Raw genomic sequence first — 17,224 nt, 5'->3', positions numbered from 1 at the left:
GGCCGCCGGCGGCGGCGACGCGGCGCCGCACGCGCCCAGCAGCGCGGCCAGCGTCGCCGCGATCGCCGCGCGCCGCATCAACGGCGCTCCGGATCGAAGTGCTTGCCGAGATCCTGCCAGCAGCGCCAGTAGTCGGCCTGCAGGCCCGGCGCTTCCAGCGCCTGCCGGGTCGGGCGGATCACCAGCCGCGTCTCGAACATGAACGCCATGGTGTCGACGACGTGCTGCGGCTTGCTGGTGTCGATCGCCACTGCCTTGGCGTAGCTCGCCGCGTCCGGGCCGTGTCCGCTCATGCAGTTGTGCAGCGAGGCGCCGCCGGGCGCGAAGCCGCCCTTGGCGCCGCCTTCCTTGGCGTCGTAGACGCCGTGCACCAGGCCCATGAACTCGCTGGCGACGTTGCGGTGGAACCACGGCGGCCGGAAGGTGTGCTCGGCCACCAGCCAGCGCGGCGGGAAGATCGCGAAGTCCATGTTCGCCGTGCCCGGGGTGTCGCTGGGCGAGGTGAGCACGGTGAAGATCGACGGATCGGGATGGTCGTAGCTGATCGAGCCGATCGTGTTGAAGCGGTTCAGGTCGTACTTGTACGGCGCGAGGTTGCCGTGCCAGGCGACCACGTCCAGCGGCGAGTGGCCGAGCCTGGCGCTCCACAGCGCGCCCTGGAACTTGGCGAGCAGTTCGAAGTCGCCCTCGACGTCCTCGTACGCCGCCACCGGCGCGAGGAAGTCGCGCGCGTTGGCGAGGCCGTTGGCGCCGATCGGGCCGAGCTCGGGCAGGCGCAGCGGCGCGCCGAAGTTCTCGCAGACGTAGCCGCGCGCGGTGCCGTCCGGCAGCTCGACGCGGAAGCGCACGCCGCGCGGGATCACCGCGATCTCGACCGGCGCCACGTCCAGCACGCCGAGTTCGGTGGCGATGCGCAGGCGGCCCTGCTGCGGCACGATCAGCAGCTCGGCGTCGGCGTCGTAGAAGTAGCGGCCCTGCATCGGACGGTTGGCGGCGTAGACGTGGATGCCGACGCCGCTCTGCGCCGCCGCGCCGCCGTTGCCGGCGACGGTGAACAGGCCGTCGACGAAATCGGCCGGCGCCTGCGGCAGCGGGAACGGATCCCAGCGCAGCTGGTTGGGCGTCGCCGGCGCCTCGTCGAAACGGTTGTGGAAGCGGCCGTCCGCCAGCAGGCGGAACGGCTGGTGCAGCGCCGCCGGACGGATGCGGTACAGCCAGCTGCGCCGGTTCATGTGGCGCGGCGCGGTGAACGCCGTGCCGGACAACTGCTCGGCATACAGCCCGTACGGCACGCGCTGCGGCGAGTTCTGCCCCCGCGGCAGCGCGCCGGGCAGCGCCTCGGTGGCGAATTCGTTGCCGAAGCCGGACATGTAGCCGGCGGCGAGCACGGTGTCGGCGGTCTTGGTGGTCATGTTCGCTCCGCGGTGACGCGAGACGGTGGCGGTCGGCGCGCGACTTACAGCACGCCGCGCCGCATCTGGTCGCGCTCGATCGACTCGAACAGCGCCTGGAAGTTGCCTTCGCCGAAGCCGAGGTTGCCCTTGCGCTGGATGATCTCGAAGAAGATCGGGCCGATGCAGTTCTGCGTGAAGATCTGCAGCAGCAGCTTCTTCTTGGTTTCCGGGTCGGCGTCGATCAGGATCCGGTTCTTCGCCATCCGCGCCACGTCCTCGCCGTGGTTGGGGATGCGCTGGTCGATCACCTCGTAGTAGGTGTCCGGCGTGTCGAGGAAGGCGACGCCGGCCTTGCGCATCGCCTCCACCGTCTCGTAGATGTTCTCGGTGAAGCAGGCGATGTGCTGGATGCCCTCGCCCTTGTACTCGTCGAGGTATTCGTTGATCTGGCTCTTCGGATCGGAGGACTCGTTCAGCGGGATGCGCACCATGCCGTCCGGCGCGGTCATCGCCTTCGACACCAGGCCGGTCTTGGCGCCCTTGATGTCGAAGTAGCGGATCTCGCGGAAGTTGAACAGGCGCTCGTAGTAGCTCGCCCACTTCTCCATGTTGCCGAAGTGGAGGTTATGGGTGAGGTGGTCGATGAAGGTGAGGCCGAAGCCCTTCGGGTGCCGCTCGACGCCCGGCAGGTACTCGAAGGCGCCGTCGTAGATCTCGCCCTTGGCGCCGTAGCGGTCGACCAGGTAGAGCATGCAGCCGCCGATGCCGCGGATCACCGGCGCGTCGACCGCCTTGCTGGCTTCCTTGGCGCCGACCGCCTCGGCGCCGTTCTTCAGCGCCTGTTCGCGCACCCACGCCGCCGGTTTGGCGAAGCGGATGGCGAAGCCGGCCGCGCACGGGCCGTGCTGCGCGGCGAAATCCATCGCGAACGAGCCCGGCTCCTCGTTGACCAGGAAGTTGCAGCCGCCCTGGCGGTACAGGGTGATCGCCTTGTTGCGGTGCTTCGCCACCGCGACGAAGCCGAGCTGCGGGAACAGCGTGTGCAGCAGCCTCGGGTCGGGGGCGGCGAACTCGACGAACTCGAAGCCGTCGACGCCCATCGGATTCTCGAACTGCACCGGCTGCATGCCGGCGTTCGCCTGTGCGCTCATGGATGCACCTCCGTGACCGTGCTGCGGCGCAGGTTGCGCCAGGAAAGGAATCCCTTATAGTTTCACATGAAACCATTTGCAAGGCGCCCCGCAGCATGATCGACCGCGCACCGCTGGAGCTGGAGCGCTTCCTGCCCTACCGGCTGTCGATCCTGACCAACACGGTCAGCCAGGCGATCGCGCGCGAATACGAGCGGCGTTTCGACCTGTCGGTGACCGAGTGGCGGGTGATGGCCGTGCTGGCGCGCTACGACGGCGAGGGCCTGTCGGCGCGCGAGGTCGCCGAGCGCACGGCGATGGACAAGGTCGCGGTCAGCCGCGCGGTGGCGCGGCTGGTCGCCGCCGGCCGCGTGACGCGACGTACCCACCACGGCGACAAGCGCCGCTCGGTGCTGCGGCTCACCGCGAAAGGCTGGAAGGTGCACGACGCCGTCGCCCCGCTGGCGCGCGCGCAGGAACGCGAGGTGCTGGCGCGCCTCGACGCCGAGGAGCGCGCCTGGCTGGCGCGCATCCTCGACAAGCTGTTGATGGCTTGAGGGGCGGGGAGCAGGAGACGGGAGCGAACAACGCCCCGGCTACCTCCCTTCCCTGCTCCTTGCTCCCCGCTCCCGGCCCGCCTCACCTCACCCCGTGCGTCAGCCGGTTGATCAGCGGCGCCACCGCCAGCACCAGCACGCCGATGCCGAGCAGCAGCCAGAAGCCGAAGGTGTAGCCGGACAGCGCGGTCGCCACGGTCAGGCCCTGCTCGCCGCCTTCCGCGCTGATCCACTTGCCGAGCGCGCCGGCCAGCGAATTGCCGATCGCGATCGACAGGAACCAGGCGCCCATGGTCACGCCGACCATGCGCGCCGGCGCCAGCTTGGTGACCATCGACAGTCCGATCGGCGACAGGTGCAGTTCGCCGACCGTCTGCATCACGTAGCACAGCGCCAGCGCCGAGAACGGGATCAGGCCGGCGTCGCTGACGAACTCCTTCAGCGCGATCACCAGCACCAGGAAGCCGAGCGCGTTGCCGATCAGGCCGATGCCGAACTTGCGCGGGATGGACGGCTCGAGGTTGCGCCGGTCCAGCCAGCCCCAGACGATCGTCACCAGCGGCGCCAGCACCACGATCGCCAGCGGGTTGACCGACTGGAACCAGCCGACCGGGAATTCCCAGCCGCCGAAGTCGCGGTCCACCACCTTCTCGGCGAGGAAGTTGAACGAACCGCCGGCCTGCTCGAAGAACATCCAGAACAGCACGTTGGCGGTGAACAGGATCAGCAGCGCGAAGATGCGATCGCGCTGCACCGGGCCATCCTTCAGGCCGGCGGCGACCAGTGCCACGCAGCAGCCGGCGAACAGCACGGCGAGCATGCCCGCCAGCCATTCGTTGTGGTGCAGCAGGAAGTAGATCAGCGGACTGAGCGCGAGGCCGCCCAGGGTCACCAGCAGCAGGCGGCGGTAGCCTTCGGCGCCGGCCGGCGGCCGGCCCACGCCCAGCAGCTGCCGACGGCCGAAGAAGAACCACAGCCAGGAGATCACCATGCCCAGTCCGGCCACGGCGAAGGCGATGCGCAGGCCGTTGGCGCGCTCGGCCACGCCGGCGCCGTCGAAGTAGCCGAACTTCGCGGCGACGTAGCCGGTGACCAGCGGCGCGACCAGACCGCCGGCGTTGATGCCCATGTAGAACAGGGTGAAGCCGCGGTCGCGGCGCGGATCGCCCTGCGCGTAGAGCTGGCCGACCATCGAGGAGATGTTCGGCTTGAACATGCCGTTGCCGACGATCACCAGCGACAGCCCGTACATGAACACCGCCTGTGTCGGCACCAGCAGCACGAACAGGCCGACGGAGATGAACGCCGCGCCCAGCAGCACGGTGCGCTGGAAGCCGAGGATGCGGTCGGCGACCTGGCCGCCGAGGATCGCGGTGGCGTAGACCAGCGCCAGGTAGGCGCCGTAGGTGTCGTTCGCGCTCTTCTCGCCGATCGCCTCGCCGCCGTAGAACTGCGCGACGATGTACAGCGCCAGCATCCAGCGCATGCCGTAGAAGCAGAAGCGCTCCCAGAACTCGCTCATGAACAGCATCCACAGCGGCTTGGGATGGCCGAGCATCTGCGGATAGCTCGGCAATGCGGGCGTGGTTTCGCTCGTGGTGGCCATGGCTCCCCCGGATAGCGACGGATGGTCCGGGCGGCGGACGCCCGGGCGGAAACGGCGCGGCCCCTCCGCCGCGCGCGGGGAGGTTTACCCGCTGCGCCGTGCGCGCGTCAAACCGGAGACGCCCGCGGGAGCGGTTTCAGCCGCGTCGCATGGCTGCGGCCGGCGGCCGAAGCCGCAGGGGCGGCACGGATGTCTGCCGCATCGGCGCGCTCAGGTGCCGAGCACCGTGCGCACTTCCAGCAGCTCGGGGAAGAAGGTCAGCTCGAGCGCGCGCTTCAGGAAGGCGACGCCGGAGGAGCCGCCGGTGCCGCGCTTGTAGCCGATGATGCGCTCCACGGTCTTCATGTGGCGGAAACGCCAGAGCTGGAAGCTCTCCTCGACGTCGACCAGCTGCTCGCACATGTGGTACTCGGGCCAGTACGCGTCGGTGTGCTCGTAGATGCGCTTCAGCACCGGCACCAGTTCCGGCCGGCGCTGGTACGGCTGGGCGAAGTCGCGCTCGAGGCAGGCCTGCGGCACCGCGTGGCCGCGCCGCGCCAGGTAGCGCAGGAATTCGTCGTACAGGCTGGGCGCCTGCAGCACCGCCCGCAGCTCGGCCTGCGCCGCGGGGTCGTGGTCGAACACCTGCAGCATGTCGGCGTTCTTGTTGCCGAGCAGGAACTCGATGGTGCGGTACTGCAGCGACTGGAAGCCGGAGGCCGGCCCCAGCACGGCGCGGAACTGCATGTACTCCGCCGGGGTCAGCGTCTCCAGCACCGCCCACTGCTCGAACAGCTGCCGCTGCACCTGCTTCACGCGCGCGAGGATCTTCAGGCACGGATCGAGACGATCGTGCTGCAAATGTTCCAGCGCCGCCTTCAGCTCGTGGATCACCAGCTTCATCCACAGCTCCGAGGTCTGGTGCTGCACGATGAACAGCATCTCGTCGTGGTGCGGCGGGTCCGACAGCGGCCGCTGCGCCGACAGCAGGCGGTCGAGCTGCAGGTAGCCGCCGTAGGTGATGCGGCCCTTGAGGTCCAGCTCGATGCCGGCTTCGAGTTCGCGCTTGTTCGCTTCGGTCATGGGGGTTGGGAAGTAGGGAGTAGGGAGTAGGGAGATGGTAGGCGTTGAGTGCCGAGGATGCACACGCGCGCCCACTCCCCACTCCCCGTTCACATGCTGCACCGTCCCTTGCACTGCAACACGACGCTTGTTATCAAGGCGGTTCCGTCCGCCCAGGACGACCGCGCTCGGCCCCGCTGGATGGGCCGTCGCCTCCCTGATCCAGTCATCGCCCCCACGGGAGGGACACGTGTCCATCGCCGCCACGTTCGAAATCGAATACCTGCAGTACCTCGACCCCGAGGGCAAGCCGGTCCGCAAGGATTTCCCCGAATTCACCCGCGACCTCGACCACATGGTCGAGCTGTACAAGCTGATGGTGTCGACGCGCGTGTTCGACACCAAGTCGATCGCGCTGCAGCGCACCGGCAAGCTCGGCACCTACGCCTCCTGCCTCGGCCACGAAGCCGCGCACGTCGGCATCGGCAGCGCGATGCGCCGCGAGGACGTGCTGGCGCCGAGCTACCGCGAGTACGGCGCGCAGCTCTACCGCGGCGTGCAGCCGCGCGAGGTGTACCTGTACTGGGGCGGCGACGAGCGCGGCAACGACTTCCAGAACGCGCCGAAGCACGACTTCGCCTGGTCGGTGCCGATCGGCACGCAATGCCTGCACGCGGCCGGCGCCGCGCTGGCGTTCAAGATCCGCGGCGAGCAGCGCGTGGCCGTATGCACGATCGGCGACGGCGGCTCCTCCAAGGGCGACTTCTACGGCGCGATCAACATCGCCGGCGCGCAGAACCTGCCGCTGGTGGCGGTGATCGTCAACAACCAGTGGGCGATCTCGGTGCCGCGGCGCATCCAGACCGGCGCCAAGACGCTGGCGCAGAAGGGCCTGGCCGCGGGCCTGTTCGCCATCCAGGTCGACGGCAACGACATCATCGCCGTGCGCAAGGCGATGGACGACGCGCTGGCGCGCGCGCGCAGCGGCCAGGGCGGCACGGTGATCGAGGCGGTCACCTACCGCCTCGGCGACCACACCACCGCCGACGACGCGCGCCGCTACCGCAGCGAGGCCGAGGTGAAGGAAGCGTGGACGCGCGACCCGGTCAAGCGCCTGCGCGCGTGGCTGGAATCGAAGAAGGCCTGGGACGCCAAGAAGGAGGAGGCCTGGAAAGCCGAGTGTGAGGCGTGGATGGACGAGGAGGTGAACGCCTACCTGAAGACGCGCGCGCAGCCGGTCGAGGCGATGTTCGACTACCTCTACGCCGAGCTGCCGGCGGATCTCGCCCAGCAGCGCGAGCAGGCCATCGCGCTCGAGCGCGGCCACTGAGCGGGGAGCACCGACACATGGCACAAGTCACCCTTATCGAAGCGGTCACCATGGCGCTCGCCCACGAGATGGCCCGGGACCCGTCCGTGGTCGTGCTCGGCGAGGACGTCGGCGTCAACGGCGGCGTGTTCCGCGCCACCGTCGGCCTGCAGGAGAAGTTCGGCGAGCTGCGCGTGATCGACACGCCGCTGGACGAGACCACCATCGCCGGCGTCACCGTCGGCCTCGCCGCGCAGGGGATGAAGCCCGTCGCCGAGGCGCAGTTCGAGGGCTTCATCTATCCGATGATGGAGCAGATCGCCTGTCACGCCGCGCGCATGCGCAACCGCACGCGCGGCCGCCTCAGCGTGCCGGCGGTGTGGCGCGCGCCGTGGGGCGGCGGCATCCACGCCCCCGAGCACCACTCGGAGGCGAACGAGCACCTGTTCACCAACATCCCCGGCCTGCGCGTGGTGCTGCCGTCCTCGCCCAGCCGCGCCTACGGCCTGCTGCTGGCGGCGATCCGCGATCCCGATCCGGTGATCTTCTTCGAGCCGAAGCGCATCTACCGCCAGTACAAGGAGGAGGTGCCGGACGACGGCGAGGCGCTGCCGCTGGACGTGTGCTTCGTGCTGCGCGACGGCACCGACGTGACCTTGGTCACCTGGGGCGCGCAGGTGAAGGAGACGCTGGAGGCCGCGGACGCGCTGGCCGCCGAGGGCATCAGCGCGGAAGTGATCGACGTCGCCACGCTGAAGCCGCTCGACTTCGACACCATCCACGAGTCGGTGAAGAAGACCGGCCGCTGCGTGATCGTGCACGAGGCGCCGCGCACCGCCGGCTTCGGCGCCGAGATCGCCGCGCGCCTCGCCGAGCAGGCGATGTACGACCTGCTCGCGCCGGTCGAGCGCGTCACCGGCTACGACACCCACATCCCGCTGTTCCGGCTGGAGATGAAATACCTGCCCAGCGTGGAGCGCATCGTCGCCGCGGCCAAGCGCACGCTGGCGGCAAGCTGAAGGGGAGTGGGCCGCTCGCTGCGCTCGCTCGGCAGGGAGTGGAACACCCAGGCAGCCGCATCGGACCCCTGCTCCCCACCCCCTCATTCATTACCTACCGCAGCCCCAACACGGATAGCACCATGGCCGACATCAAGACTTTCCTCCTGCCGGACCTCGGCGAAGGCCTGCCCGACGCCGAGATCGTCGAGTGGCACGTCAAGGAAGGCGACACCATCCGCCTCGACGCGCCGCTGGTCTCGATGGAGACCGCCAAGGCCGTGGTCGACGTGCCCTCGCCCTACTCCGGCAAGGTCACGCGCCTGCACGGCAAACCCGGCGACGTGATCGCCACCGGCGCGGCGCTGGCCGAGTTCGAACTCGATCCCAGCCTGCCGCAGCGCGCCGAGGCCGAGGGCACCGGCCACCACCACGCGCCGCCGCCGAAACCCGCGGCGGCGAAACCCGCTGCCGCGGAAGCGGCCAGGGCCGCGCCGGGAGGCGACGCCGGCACCGTGGTCGGCGCGATGGAGGCGAGCGACCGCGTGGTCGGCGCGCAGTACACCAGCGTCGGCGGCGTGAAGGCGGTGCCGGCGGTGCGCGCGCTGGCGAAGAAGCTGGGCGTCGACCTCGCGCGCGTCGCGCCGTCCGGCGAGGGCGGCGTGGTCACGCTGAAGGACGTCAAGGACGCCGCCGCCGCGGGCACCGCGCGCGCCGGCGCCGCGCCCGCCGCCGCGCCGATGCCGGCCGCGGCGCCGGCGACGCCGCATCTCGCCCCGCAGCGCAGCACGCTGTCCGCCGCCGGCAAGCCGATGCGCACCATGCCCGCGCACGTCGAGGCGCTGGGCCAGCCGGAACAGCTCAAGGGCGTGCGCCGCAACATGGCGCGGGTGATGGCCGACTCGCACGCGAAAGTGGTGCCCACCTCCATCGTCGACGACGCCGACCTGCACCACTGGCAGCCCGGCAACGACATCACCGTGCGCCTGATCCGCGCGATGGTGGTCGCCTGCAAGACCGTGCCGGCGCTGAACGCCTGGTTCGACGGCGAGGCGCTGACACGCACGCTGCATCCGCACGTCGACATCGGCCTCGCCGTCGACACCGAGGAAGGCCTGTTCGTGCCGGCGGTGCGCAACGCCGACGTGCTCGACGCCGCCGGCATCCGCGCCGCGGTCAACCGTGCGCGCGCCGCCGTGCTCGACCGCAGCATCCCGCCGGAGGAGCTGAAGGGCTACACGATCATGCTGTCCAACTTCGGCATGTTCGCCGGCCGCTACGCCTCGCCGGTGGTGGTGCCGCCGTGCGTCGCCATCGTCGGCGCCGGCAAGCTGCGCCACGAACTGGTGCCGGTGATGGGCGGCATCGAGACGCACCGCGTGATCCCGCTGTCGCTGACCTTCGACCACCGCGCGGTGACCGGCGACGAGGCGGCGCGCTTCCTCAAGGCGATGCTGGACGATCTGGCGAAGCCGCTCTGAGGGCGGGACTCGGGGCTCGGAAAAGCGTAGCTTCGTAGCGTGGGTGCAGGGTGGGTTTCAGCCCACCCTGCGGGGCGAGCGGAACGTGATTCCGCCGCGAAGCCATCGAGGAGTCCGCCATGCACTACAGCCGTCTCGCCGGTTTCGTAATCGACTGCCGCACCGACGACTTCGAGGCCGCGGCGCGCTTCTGGAGCGCCGCGCTCGGCCTGCCCACCAAGCCGCCCGCCGAGAGCGACCTGCGCTACCGCGAGTTCGCCGGCGCGCCGGACGGCCTCGAACTGCTGTTGCAGCACGTCGAGCACGACAGCCGCGCGCACCTCGACATCGCCACCGACGACCTCGAGGCCGAGGTCGAGCGCCTGGAGGCGCTGGGCGCGAAGCGCATCGGGTTCGTCAAGCGCTGGTGGGTGATGCAGGCGCCGACCGGCCACCGCTTCTGCGTGGTGCTGCGCCCGCGCGAGCAGCTCGAAGGCAACGCCAACCGCTGGGAATCGGCCTGAGCCGCCGCGGCGCGGCGGCGCGGGCCAAACCCTGGCGGCCGCCGGCGCATCCCAGCGGCAATCCTCCCCGCCGAGATCCGCCGATGCGCCGCTGGATGCTGCCCGTCCTGTTCCTCGCTCTCGCCGCCCTCTCGCCTTCCGCAGGGGCCGCGCCGGCCGACGTCGAAGTGATGATCGTCGGCACCTACCACATGGCCAACCCCGGCCGCGACATCCACAACGCGCACGCCGACGACGTGCTGGCCCCGCGCCGGCAGCGGGAACTCGCCGACGTCGCCGCGCACCTGGCGCGCTTCGAGCCGACGCGCGTCGCCGTCGAGTGGCCGGCGGACCTCGCCGCGACGCGCTACGCAGCCTACCTCGGCGGCACGCTGGGCGAATCGCGCAACGAAGTGGTGCAGCTCGGCTTCCGGCTGGCCAAGCTCGCCGGCCTGCGCGAAGTCGACGGCCTCGACGTCGAGGGCGACTTTCCCTACGCCGCGGTCGAGACCTATGCCAAGGCGCACGGCCAGCAGGCGATCCTCGCCGACGCCAACGCGCAGGTGGAGGCCTTCGTGCGCGCGATGCAGGCGAAGATCGACGCCGATACGGTCGCCGACGTGCTGCGCTTCCTCAACGATCCGGCGCGCATCGCCCGCGACAACGCGTTCTACCGGCAGATGCTGCGCATCGGCGCCGGCGCGCAGCAACCGGGCGTCGATCTGCTGACCGACTGGTACAAGCGCAACTTCGCCATCTGCGCCAACCTGGTGCAGCGCGCGCGCGCGGGCGACCGCGTGGTGGTGTTCTACGGCGCCGGCCACGCCTTCCTGCTGCGCCAGTGCGTGCAGGAGATGCCGGGCTACCGGCTGGTCGAGGCGAACGGCTACCTGCCCTGAGCGGGCACGGCGCGCGCGCGGAACAGCCGCGCGCGCAGCAGCAGCGCCGCCAGCAGCACGCCGGCGAAGGCGCCGTAGGCGGCCAGCGCGGCGATCACCTGCTTCCAGATCGCGCCGGCATCGCCGTGGTCGGCGGAATAGCCGGCGTCGGCCAGCGACAGCGTGGCCGCCGCGGCGATCAGCAGCGCGGCGAGGTCGAACGCGCGCCGCGCGAACGTGCGCGGCAGCCGGCGCGGGAACGCCCAGTACAGGCCGCCGAGGATCGCCAGCCACGGCGCCAGCAGCAGCACGGCGAGGAAGCGCACGCTCAGCCCTCCGCGGCCTGTTGCCAGAGCGACTCCATCGCGCCGACCAGCCGCTCGATCGCCGCCTCGCGCGCGGCGGCGTCGGCGAAGGGCCCGCCCTCGGCGAGGCGCTCGCGGCCGTACCACAGCTCGTAGGCGTGACCGCCGACGTGTTCGGTCTTGCGGATCTCGAGGTCGCCCGGCCCCCAGGCGAACGACGCCGCGCCGCCGGATTTCTGCAGCACGCGGATCCATTCGCCGGCCGCCTGCGGGTCCTCGAACGGCACCGACAGCAGCAGTTCCTCGCCGTCGGCGTCGAGCAGGCGGAAATGGAAATGGCCGTCCTTCTCGCGGAAGGAGACGAAGCGCGCGCTCTTCGCGCCCTTCTTCCTCGCCTTCGCCGGCGCCGGCGCGCCCGGCTCGCGCATCGGGCGCAGGCCGACCGCCGCGCGCAGCTCGGTGAGGAACGGCGTGGCGATCGCGCGCGCCTTCCTGGCGCCGGCCTGCAGGATGTCCTCGATCTCGGCCGGCCGCGCGATCAGCTGCTCGTAGCGCTCGCGCATCGGCGCCAGTTCGGCGTCCAGGCGCTCGAACAGGCGCTGCTTGGCCTCGCCCCAGGCGAGGCCGCCTTCCAGCTCGCGGCGGAACGCCGCGCTCTCCTCGGCGTCGGCGAAGGCGCGGTAGATCGCGAACAGGTGCGAGTTCTCGGCGTCCTTCGGCTCGCCCGGCGCCTTCGAGTCGGTGACGATGCGCAGGATGCTGTCGCGCAGGCGCTTGGCGCCGCCCTCGAACAGCGGGATGGTGTTGTCGTAGCTCTTCGACATCTTGCGGCCGTCGAGGCCGGGCAGCGTCGCCACCTGCTCCTCGATCACCACCTCCGGCAGCACGAAGTAGTCGCGGCCGGCGCCGAACAGGTGGTTGAAGCGCGCGCCGATGTCGCGCGCCATCTCGATATGCTGCACCTGGTCGCGGCCGACCGGCACCTGGTGCGCGTTGAACATCAGGATGTCGGCGGCCATCAGGATCGGATAGCTGTACAGGCCCATGCTGACGCCGGCATCGGCATCCTCGCCAGCGGCGAGGTTGGCGTCGACCGCGGCCTTGTAGGCGTGCGCGCGGTTCATCAAACCCTTCGCGGTGACGCAGGTCAGCAGCCAGGTCAGCTCCGGGATCTCCGGGATGTCGGACTGGCGGTAGAAGGTGACCTTGTCCGGATCGAGGCCCGCGGCCAGCCAGCTCGCGGCGATCTCCAGGCGCGAGCGCTGGATGCGCGCGGGATCGTCGCACTTGATCAGCGCGTGGTAGTCGGCGAGGAAGTAGAACGACTCCACCTCCGCGCGGCGGCTGGCGGCGATCGCCGGACGGATCGCGCCGACGTAGTTGCCGAGATGCGGCGTGCCGGTGGTGGTGATGCCGGTGAGGACGCGGAGGGTCATGGGCGGGCGTCGCGGAGGCGGGACCGGCAAGTGTACGGGATGCCCGCCCCCGCGCAACGGCGCCGTGGCTTTGCGCACATGCGGATGCGGGCGCGGCGCCGGTTATGCTGGCGGCCTTTCCCCCTTCGGAAACCGACGATGCCGCGCACCCGCCTCGCCCTGGCCCTCGCCGCCGCCCTGCCCGCCGTCCTCGGCGCGCGCGCCGCCGCCGCGCAGGACACGACGCCGCCGGCCAAGGAACTGCCGCGCGTGGAGGTGCGCGACCGCGCCCGCGACGACACGCCGGCCAAGCTCGACCACCTGATGAAGGAGGTCGACGGCGCGAGGATCACCGTCACCAAGAAGACCACCGTCACCAAGCTCGACCAGCAGCCGACGGTGATCGGCAACAACCCGCGCGAACTGCTGGTGCGCTCGCCCGGCCTGCTGGTGTCCGAGCAGCAGACGCCCACGCAGTTCAACCTGAGCTACCGCGGCATCGGCAACCCGCAGGAGTCCGAGTACACGCTGGTGATGCAGGACGGCCTGCCGATCATGAGCGACTGGATCGGCTTCCCCACCCTGTACTACCTGCCGCTGCCGCAGAACGTCGAGGAAGTGCAGCTGATCCGTGGCGGCTCCAGCCTGCTGTACGGGCCGGAGCCGGCGCCGGTGGTCAACTTCGTCAGCCGCCGGCCGCAGCCGGGCGCGCCGCTGAGCGGCGTCACCGAGAACGTGGTCGGCAGCCACAACCTCGTCTCCAGCTACAACGCGCTGGAAGGCACCGCCGGGCCGTGGGAGTTCCGCGCCGACGCCGCCTGGATGCGCAGCGACGGGCCGCGCGACAACAGCGACTCGCGCGTGCGCAACGCCGACTTCTACCTCGGCTGGCGCCCGGACGAGCGCCAGCATTGGGGTCTCGACCTGCACGCCTATCGCGCCGAGGCCGGCGATGCCGGCCGCATCGGCTTCCCGCAGTGGCAGGCGAACCCGGACCTGACGGTGACGCCGGCCAACCGCAACTGGGTCGACCGCACCTCGCTGGTGCTCAGCCACGAGCGCGAATTCGGCGACGCGTGGTACTTCGAGGGCAAGGCCTGGACCGGCTACCAGGACCTCGCCAGCCGCAGCGCCGCCGGCTTCGTGCCGCCGCAGCCGCCGCCGACCAGCACCACCCTGCAGGACGAGCAGTTCCGCACCACCGGCACCGACCTGCGCGTGCGCCACCGCTGGGGCCGCGGCAACGCCTTCACCGCCGGCACCGTGCTCTACCACGCCGACGCGCCATTCCGGCAGTGGACCTCGCCCGACCTCGCCGTCGACCGCTACGACCGCAGCGGCACGCCGCGCCTGCGCCAGCAGCGCAGCAGCGACTACGCCGCGGTGTTCGCCGAGAACGTGTTCCGCCTGCCGCACCGCATCCACATCGTGCCGTCGGTGCGCATCGAGCACGAGCGCGTCGCCGTCGACGAGAGCGTGCGCCCGCCGTTCCTGACCCGCCCGCTGATCGACACCGCGGCCAGCCGCACCGTGCCGCTGTTCGGGCTCGGCATCGGCAACGACTTCGGCCACCAGAACGAGACCTACTTCAACGTCTCGCAAGGCTGGCGCCCGCTGCGCTACTTCGACATCGCCTCGCCGTTCGCCAACCTGCGCCCGACCGGCACGCTGGATCCGTCGAAGTCGCTGTCGTGGGAGGCCGGCGTGCACGGCACGCCGGTCGCCGGCCTCTACTACGACGCCAGCGTGTTCTGGATCGACTTCAGGAACCGCATCGAGACGCAGCGCATCAACGCCACCGACGTGATCAACGTCAACAGCGGCGACACGCGCCATCGCGGCTTCGAGGGCGAACTGAGCTACGACTTCCTCGCCCGCGGCGACAGCGGCCAGCATCTCGTCGCCTTCGCCAGCCTGAGCCTGCTGAACGCGCGCTTCACCGCCAGCGCCAATCTGGCGCAGATCGGCCTCATCCCGGCATACGCGCCGCGCTACCTCGCCAAGGCCGGCCTGACCTGGCGCACCGATGCCGGCGTCAAGCTCAGCCTGACCGGCGTGTCGGTGGCCTCGCAGTACTGGCAGGACTCCAACCAGCCGAAGGGCGCGGGCGATGCGTTCCTGCCGGCGAAGATCCCGCAGTACACCGTGTGGGACCTCGCCGGCGACTGGCAACCGACGCCGTGGCTGCGCCTCTTGGGCGGCGTCGCCAACCTCGGCGACAAGCGCTACTACGCGCGCGTATGGCAGACCGGCCTCGAGCCGGCCGACGGCCGCACCTGGTATGCCGGCGCGGCGCTGAGTTTCTAGGCGCCCCAAGGGCGTTGCCGCCTCAGGAGATTGATCGAAAGAGCGCGAACGGACGTCGATGGACCGCGCGCGCACGAAGAACCAGTGGCCTACGCCATCGAAGCCCGAGCGTCGGGTAATGACTCAACTTGTACTGCCCTTCATGCGTGGCGCAGCTCGTTGTTGAATTCGCCGGCACTGGTACGAGAAATCGGTCGTGGATCGCCAACACGAAAGGTGCGCGTGATCTGCACCGGCAGTGCACTGGATCCTGCCAGCGAAGCGTCGGTCTGGGTGAACTCGACGGCGCCTGTGTAGGGATCGAATCGGCCGCCGAACAAGTCGTCGTCAGCGACATGACGTGCATCGTCGCGCGGAACGAGCTGCCTGAGCTCATCCGCACCGCTGACCGATTGCGCAGCGGCCGGCGAGATGGAAGCCAAGACCAGAAGCAACGTCGCGATAACGACGGACGCGAGACGGGCTGAGTGCGCCACGAGCCATCCTCCCTGATGCATGGCACCGGACATTGCGTCCGGACCCCCATATTAGGGTTTTAGCATCAACCCTCCGATGTCAAGTGGAGACGCAGGGCAGCGCGGGCGAAAGCGTGTCACGGCTGGGCCCCGGCTTGCGTCGGGACGGCGTCGAGCGGTTCGGCGTTGCCGCGCTGGGTGCGGCGCTCAGTGCCGCGGCATGCGCGCTTCGCGGCCGCGCGTGGCGGCGCGCACCTGGATCAGCGACTGGTCGGCGCGGCGGATGGTGGCCTCGACCGGCTCGTCGTCCTGGCGCACCGCCCAGCCCATGGAGAAGTCCACGCAGATCTCGTTGCGCGCCACGCCCTCGCGCAGGCGCCCGGCCACCTCGCGCACGACCGCCGTGCTGGCGTCCGGCAGCAGGATCAGGAATTCGTCGCCGCCGAGGCGCACCACTGCGTCGCCGGCGCGCGAATTCTGCTGCAGGAAGCGCGTGATGCCGAGCAGGATCTCGTCGCCCTTCTCGTGGCCGTAGGTGTCGTTGTAGTGCTTGAAGTGGTCGAGGTCGACCACGATGCAGCCCCAGCGCTGTCCCGGCGTCGCACGCGCGGCGAAGTGCTCGAGGTAGCGGCGGTTGTACGCGCCGGTCAGCGCGTCCTTCTGGTTCTGCTCGCGCAGGCGCAGTTCGTAGTGGTAGCGCAGCGTGATGTCCTGCGCGGAGCCGAGCACGTAGGGCTGCGGATCGCCATCGGCGTAGTACACGTTGCGATACTGCCAGACGCGGCGCTCGCCGCCACGCGCCAGCACCTGCACGACGCCGGCATCGCGACGCAGGTTGCGGATGCGCATCAGGTACTCGTAGAAGGCCTGGCGACCCTGCTCGGGCACGAAATCGACCAGGTTGCGGCCGACCAGTTCCGCCGCCGTATGCCCCAGCGCCTGCGCCATCGCCGTGTTGACCATCAGCAGGCGGCCCTCGAGGTCGTGCGACCAGATCATGCCGAGACCGGCCTCGACCAGATCGCGGTAGCGGCGCTCGATGTCGCCCAGCGCGCGCTGCTGCCGGCGCTCCTCGGTGACGTCGCGGACGATGGCGATGCGCACGGCACGGCCGTCGCGCTCCACGCGCGTCGAGGTGATCTCGACGTCCAGCAGCGTGCCGTCCTTGCGCCGATGCCGCCAACCCTGCACGCAGGCGACATGGTCGGGGCGAGGCTGGCTGACGTAGGCGCGCAGGCGCTCGGCTTCCTCGACCGGCCGGATGCCGTAGAGATCGAGGCCGAGGAACTCGTCGCGCGTCCAGCCGTACAACCTCGTTGCCGCCGCGTTGACGTCGAGGATGCGCAGCGAGGTCTCGTCGTAGATCAGCACCGGCAGCGGATTGTGCGCGAACAGCGCCCGCTGCAGCGCGTCGCGTTCCGCCCGCGCGGCCTGCGCCTCCAGCATGTCGGTGAGATCGCGGCCGCAGCCGAGCGTGCCGAACGGGCGGCCGCGCGCGTCGCGCAGCGGCAGGCGATCGAGTTCGAAGGTATGCCGGCCGCGCCCCGGCAATTCGAGTTGCACGGCCGCGCCGGGCGCGTGCGCGTCGTCCGCCGGCAGCGCCGCGGCGGCGGCGTTGGCCAGCCAGCGGCGGCCGCGCGCGTCTTCCGCGTACAGCGGCGCCTCGACGCAGGCCGCGATCGCGCGCAGCACCGCCTGCTGGCGTGCCAGGCGCCGACGCAGGCGATACGCGGCGTGAGCGGCGCACGCCAGCAGCGCGATCAGGCCCGCGGCGGCCGCCTGCCAGGCGGACACCGTGCCGTCGAACGGCAGCGGCGACAGGCCGCCGGCCGCCAGCAGGACGCGGCCGTGCGGCCGCGCCAGGGG

The 17,224-nt window shown here is 70.6% G+C and carries 15 protein-coding genes; 7 read left to right on the top strand and 8 right to left on the bottom strand.

The annotated features are described in order from the left end of the window. Nucleotides 1–77: 77 nt before the first annotated feature. Nucleotides 78–1,412, bottom strand: a complete 1,335-nt coding sequence (gene hmgA, locus MBSD_RS02510; protein WP_062534760.1) for a homogentisate 1,2-dioxygenase — start codon at nucleotides 1,410–1,412, stop codon at nucleotides 78–80. Between the two features lie 44 nt (nucleotides 1,413–1,456). Further along, nucleotides 1,457–2,521 carry a 4-hydroxyphenylpyruvate dioxygenase gene (hppD, locus tag MBSD_RS02505; RefSeq protein WP_114693187.1) on the bottom strand — a complete coding sequence of 355 codons (1,065 nt, stop codon included), beginning with the start codon at nucleotides 2,519–2,521 and terminating at the stop codon, nucleotides 1,457–1,459. 119 nt (nucleotides 2,522–2,640) lie between these two features. Here hppD and MBSD_RS02500 point away from each other — a divergent pair, with 119 nt between their 5' ends. Beyond that, a complete protein-coding gene (locus MBSD_RS02500) occupies nucleotides 2,641–3,081 on the top strand; it encodes a MarR family winged helix-turn-helix transcriptional regulator (RefSeq protein ID WP_062534756.1) in 441 nt (146 codons plus the stop codon). Between the two features lie 82 nt (nucleotides 3,082–3,163). On the opposite strand, the gene MBSD_RS02495 is transcribed toward MBSD_RS02500, so the two are convergent. After that, the gene (locus MBSD_RS02495) at nucleotides 3,164–4,687 is read right to left on the bottom strand and encodes a peptide MFS transporter (RefSeq protein ID WP_062534754.1); all 1,524 of its coding nucleotides are present in this window, start codon (nucleotides 4,685–4,687) and stop codon (nucleotides 3,164–3,166) included. A 210-nt stretch (nucleotides 4,688–4,897) separates the two neighbouring features. Then, on the bottom strand, nucleotides 4,898–5,749 hold the full coding sequence (kynA, locus tag MBSD_RS02490) for a tryptophan 2,3-dioxygenase (RefSeq protein WP_062534752.1): 852 nt from the start codon (nucleotides 5,747–5,749) through the stop codon (nucleotides 4,898–4,900). A gap of 229 nt (nucleotides 5,750–5,978) precedes the next feature. Here kynA and pdhA point away from each other — a divergent pair, with 229 nt between their 5' ends. The 5 genes from pdhA (at nucleotide 5,979) to MBSD_RS02465 (ending at nucleotide 10,897) form a co-directional block, all read left to right on the top strand. Beyond that, on the top strand, nucleotides 5,979–7,058 hold the full coding sequence (gene pdhA / locus MBSD_RS02485; RefSeq protein ID WP_062534750.1) for a pyruvate dehydrogenase (acetyl-transferring) E1 component subunit alpha: 1,080 nt from the start codon (nucleotides 5,979–5,981) through the stop codon (nucleotides 7,056–7,058). 17 nt (nucleotides 7,059–7,075) lie between these two features. Then, complete coding sequence (locus tag MBSD_RS02480; RefSeq protein WP_062534748.1) at nucleotides 7,076–8,056, top strand: alpha-ketoacid dehydrogenase subunit beta; 981 nt, start codon at nucleotides 7,076–7,078, stop codon at nucleotides 8,054–8,056. Nucleotides 8,057–8,178: 122 nt separating this feature from the next. Beyond that, the gene (locus tag MBSD_RS02475) at nucleotides 8,179–9,516 is read left to right on the top strand and encodes a dihydrolipoamide acetyltransferase family protein (protein ID WP_062534746.1); all 1,338 of its coding nucleotides are present in this window, start codon (nucleotides 8,179–8,181) and stop codon (nucleotides 9,514–9,516) included. A gap of 119 nt (nucleotides 9,517–9,635) precedes the next feature. Beyond that, the gene (locus MBSD_RS02470) at nucleotides 9,636–10,019 is read left to right on the top strand and encodes a VOC family protein (protein WP_062534744.1); all 384 of its coding nucleotides are present in this window, start codon (nucleotides 9,636–9,638) and stop codon (nucleotides 10,017–10,019) included. 83 nt (nucleotides 10,020–10,102) lie between these two features. Then, nucleotides 10,103–10,897, top strand: a complete 795-nt coding sequence (locus MBSD_RS02465; RefSeq protein WP_062534742.1) for a DUF5694 domain-containing protein — start codon at nucleotides 10,103–10,105, stop codon at nucleotides 10,895–10,897. Here the strand turns inward: MBSD_RS02465 and MBSD_RS02460 are convergent. Further along, a complete protein-coding gene (locus MBSD_RS02460; protein WP_062534740.1) occupies nucleotides 10,885–11,202 on the bottom strand; it encodes a hypothetical protein in 318 nt (105 codons plus the stop codon). The two genes, MBSD_RS02465 and MBSD_RS02460, sit on opposite strands and share 13 nt — an antisense overlap. A 2-nt stretch (nucleotides 11,203–11,204) precedes the next feature. Beyond that, nucleotides 11,205–12,617, bottom strand: a complete 1,413-nt coding sequence (locus tag MBSD_RS02455; RefSeq protein WP_062534738.1) for a tryptophan--tRNA ligase — start codon at nucleotides 12,615–12,617, stop codon at nucleotides 11,205–11,207. A 138-nt stretch (nucleotides 12,618–12,755) separates the two neighbouring features. On the opposite strand from MBSD_RS02455, the gene MBSD_RS02450 reads away from it, so the two are divergent. Then, nucleotides 12,756–14,903 (top strand): TonB-dependent receptor family protein, encoded by a 2,148-nt coding sequence (locus MBSD_RS02450; protein WP_062534736.1) that lies wholly within the window; start codon nucleotides 12,756–12,758, stop codon nucleotides 14,901–14,903. Between the two features lie 140 nt (nucleotides 14,904–15,043). On the opposite strand, the gene MBSD_RS15095 is transcribed toward MBSD_RS02450, so the two are convergent. Both MBSD_RS15095 and MBSD_RS02445 read right to left on the bottom strand, forming a co-directional pair. After that, complete coding sequence (locus MBSD_RS15095; RefSeq protein ID WP_148667792.1) at nucleotides 15,044–15,379, bottom strand: hypothetical protein; 336 nt, start codon at nucleotides 15,377–15,379, stop codon at nucleotides 15,044–15,046. A 186-nt stretch (nucleotides 15,380–15,565) separates the two neighbouring features. Beyond that, nucleotides 15,566–17,224 (bottom strand): sensor domain-containing diguanylate cyclase (locus tag MBSD_RS02445; RefSeq protein WP_114693186.1); only part of this gene is annotated, 1,659 nt, incomplete at its 5' end.

The organism is Mizugakiibacter sediminis (assembly GCF_000953855.2).
GTDB lineage: Bacteria > Pseudomonadota > Gammaproteobacteria > Xanthomonadales > Rhodanobacteraceae > Mizugakiibacter > Mizugakiibacter sediminis.
Note: the sequence above shows the minus strand (reverse complement) of the source record. Positions and strands in the feature narration are given on the sequence as shown.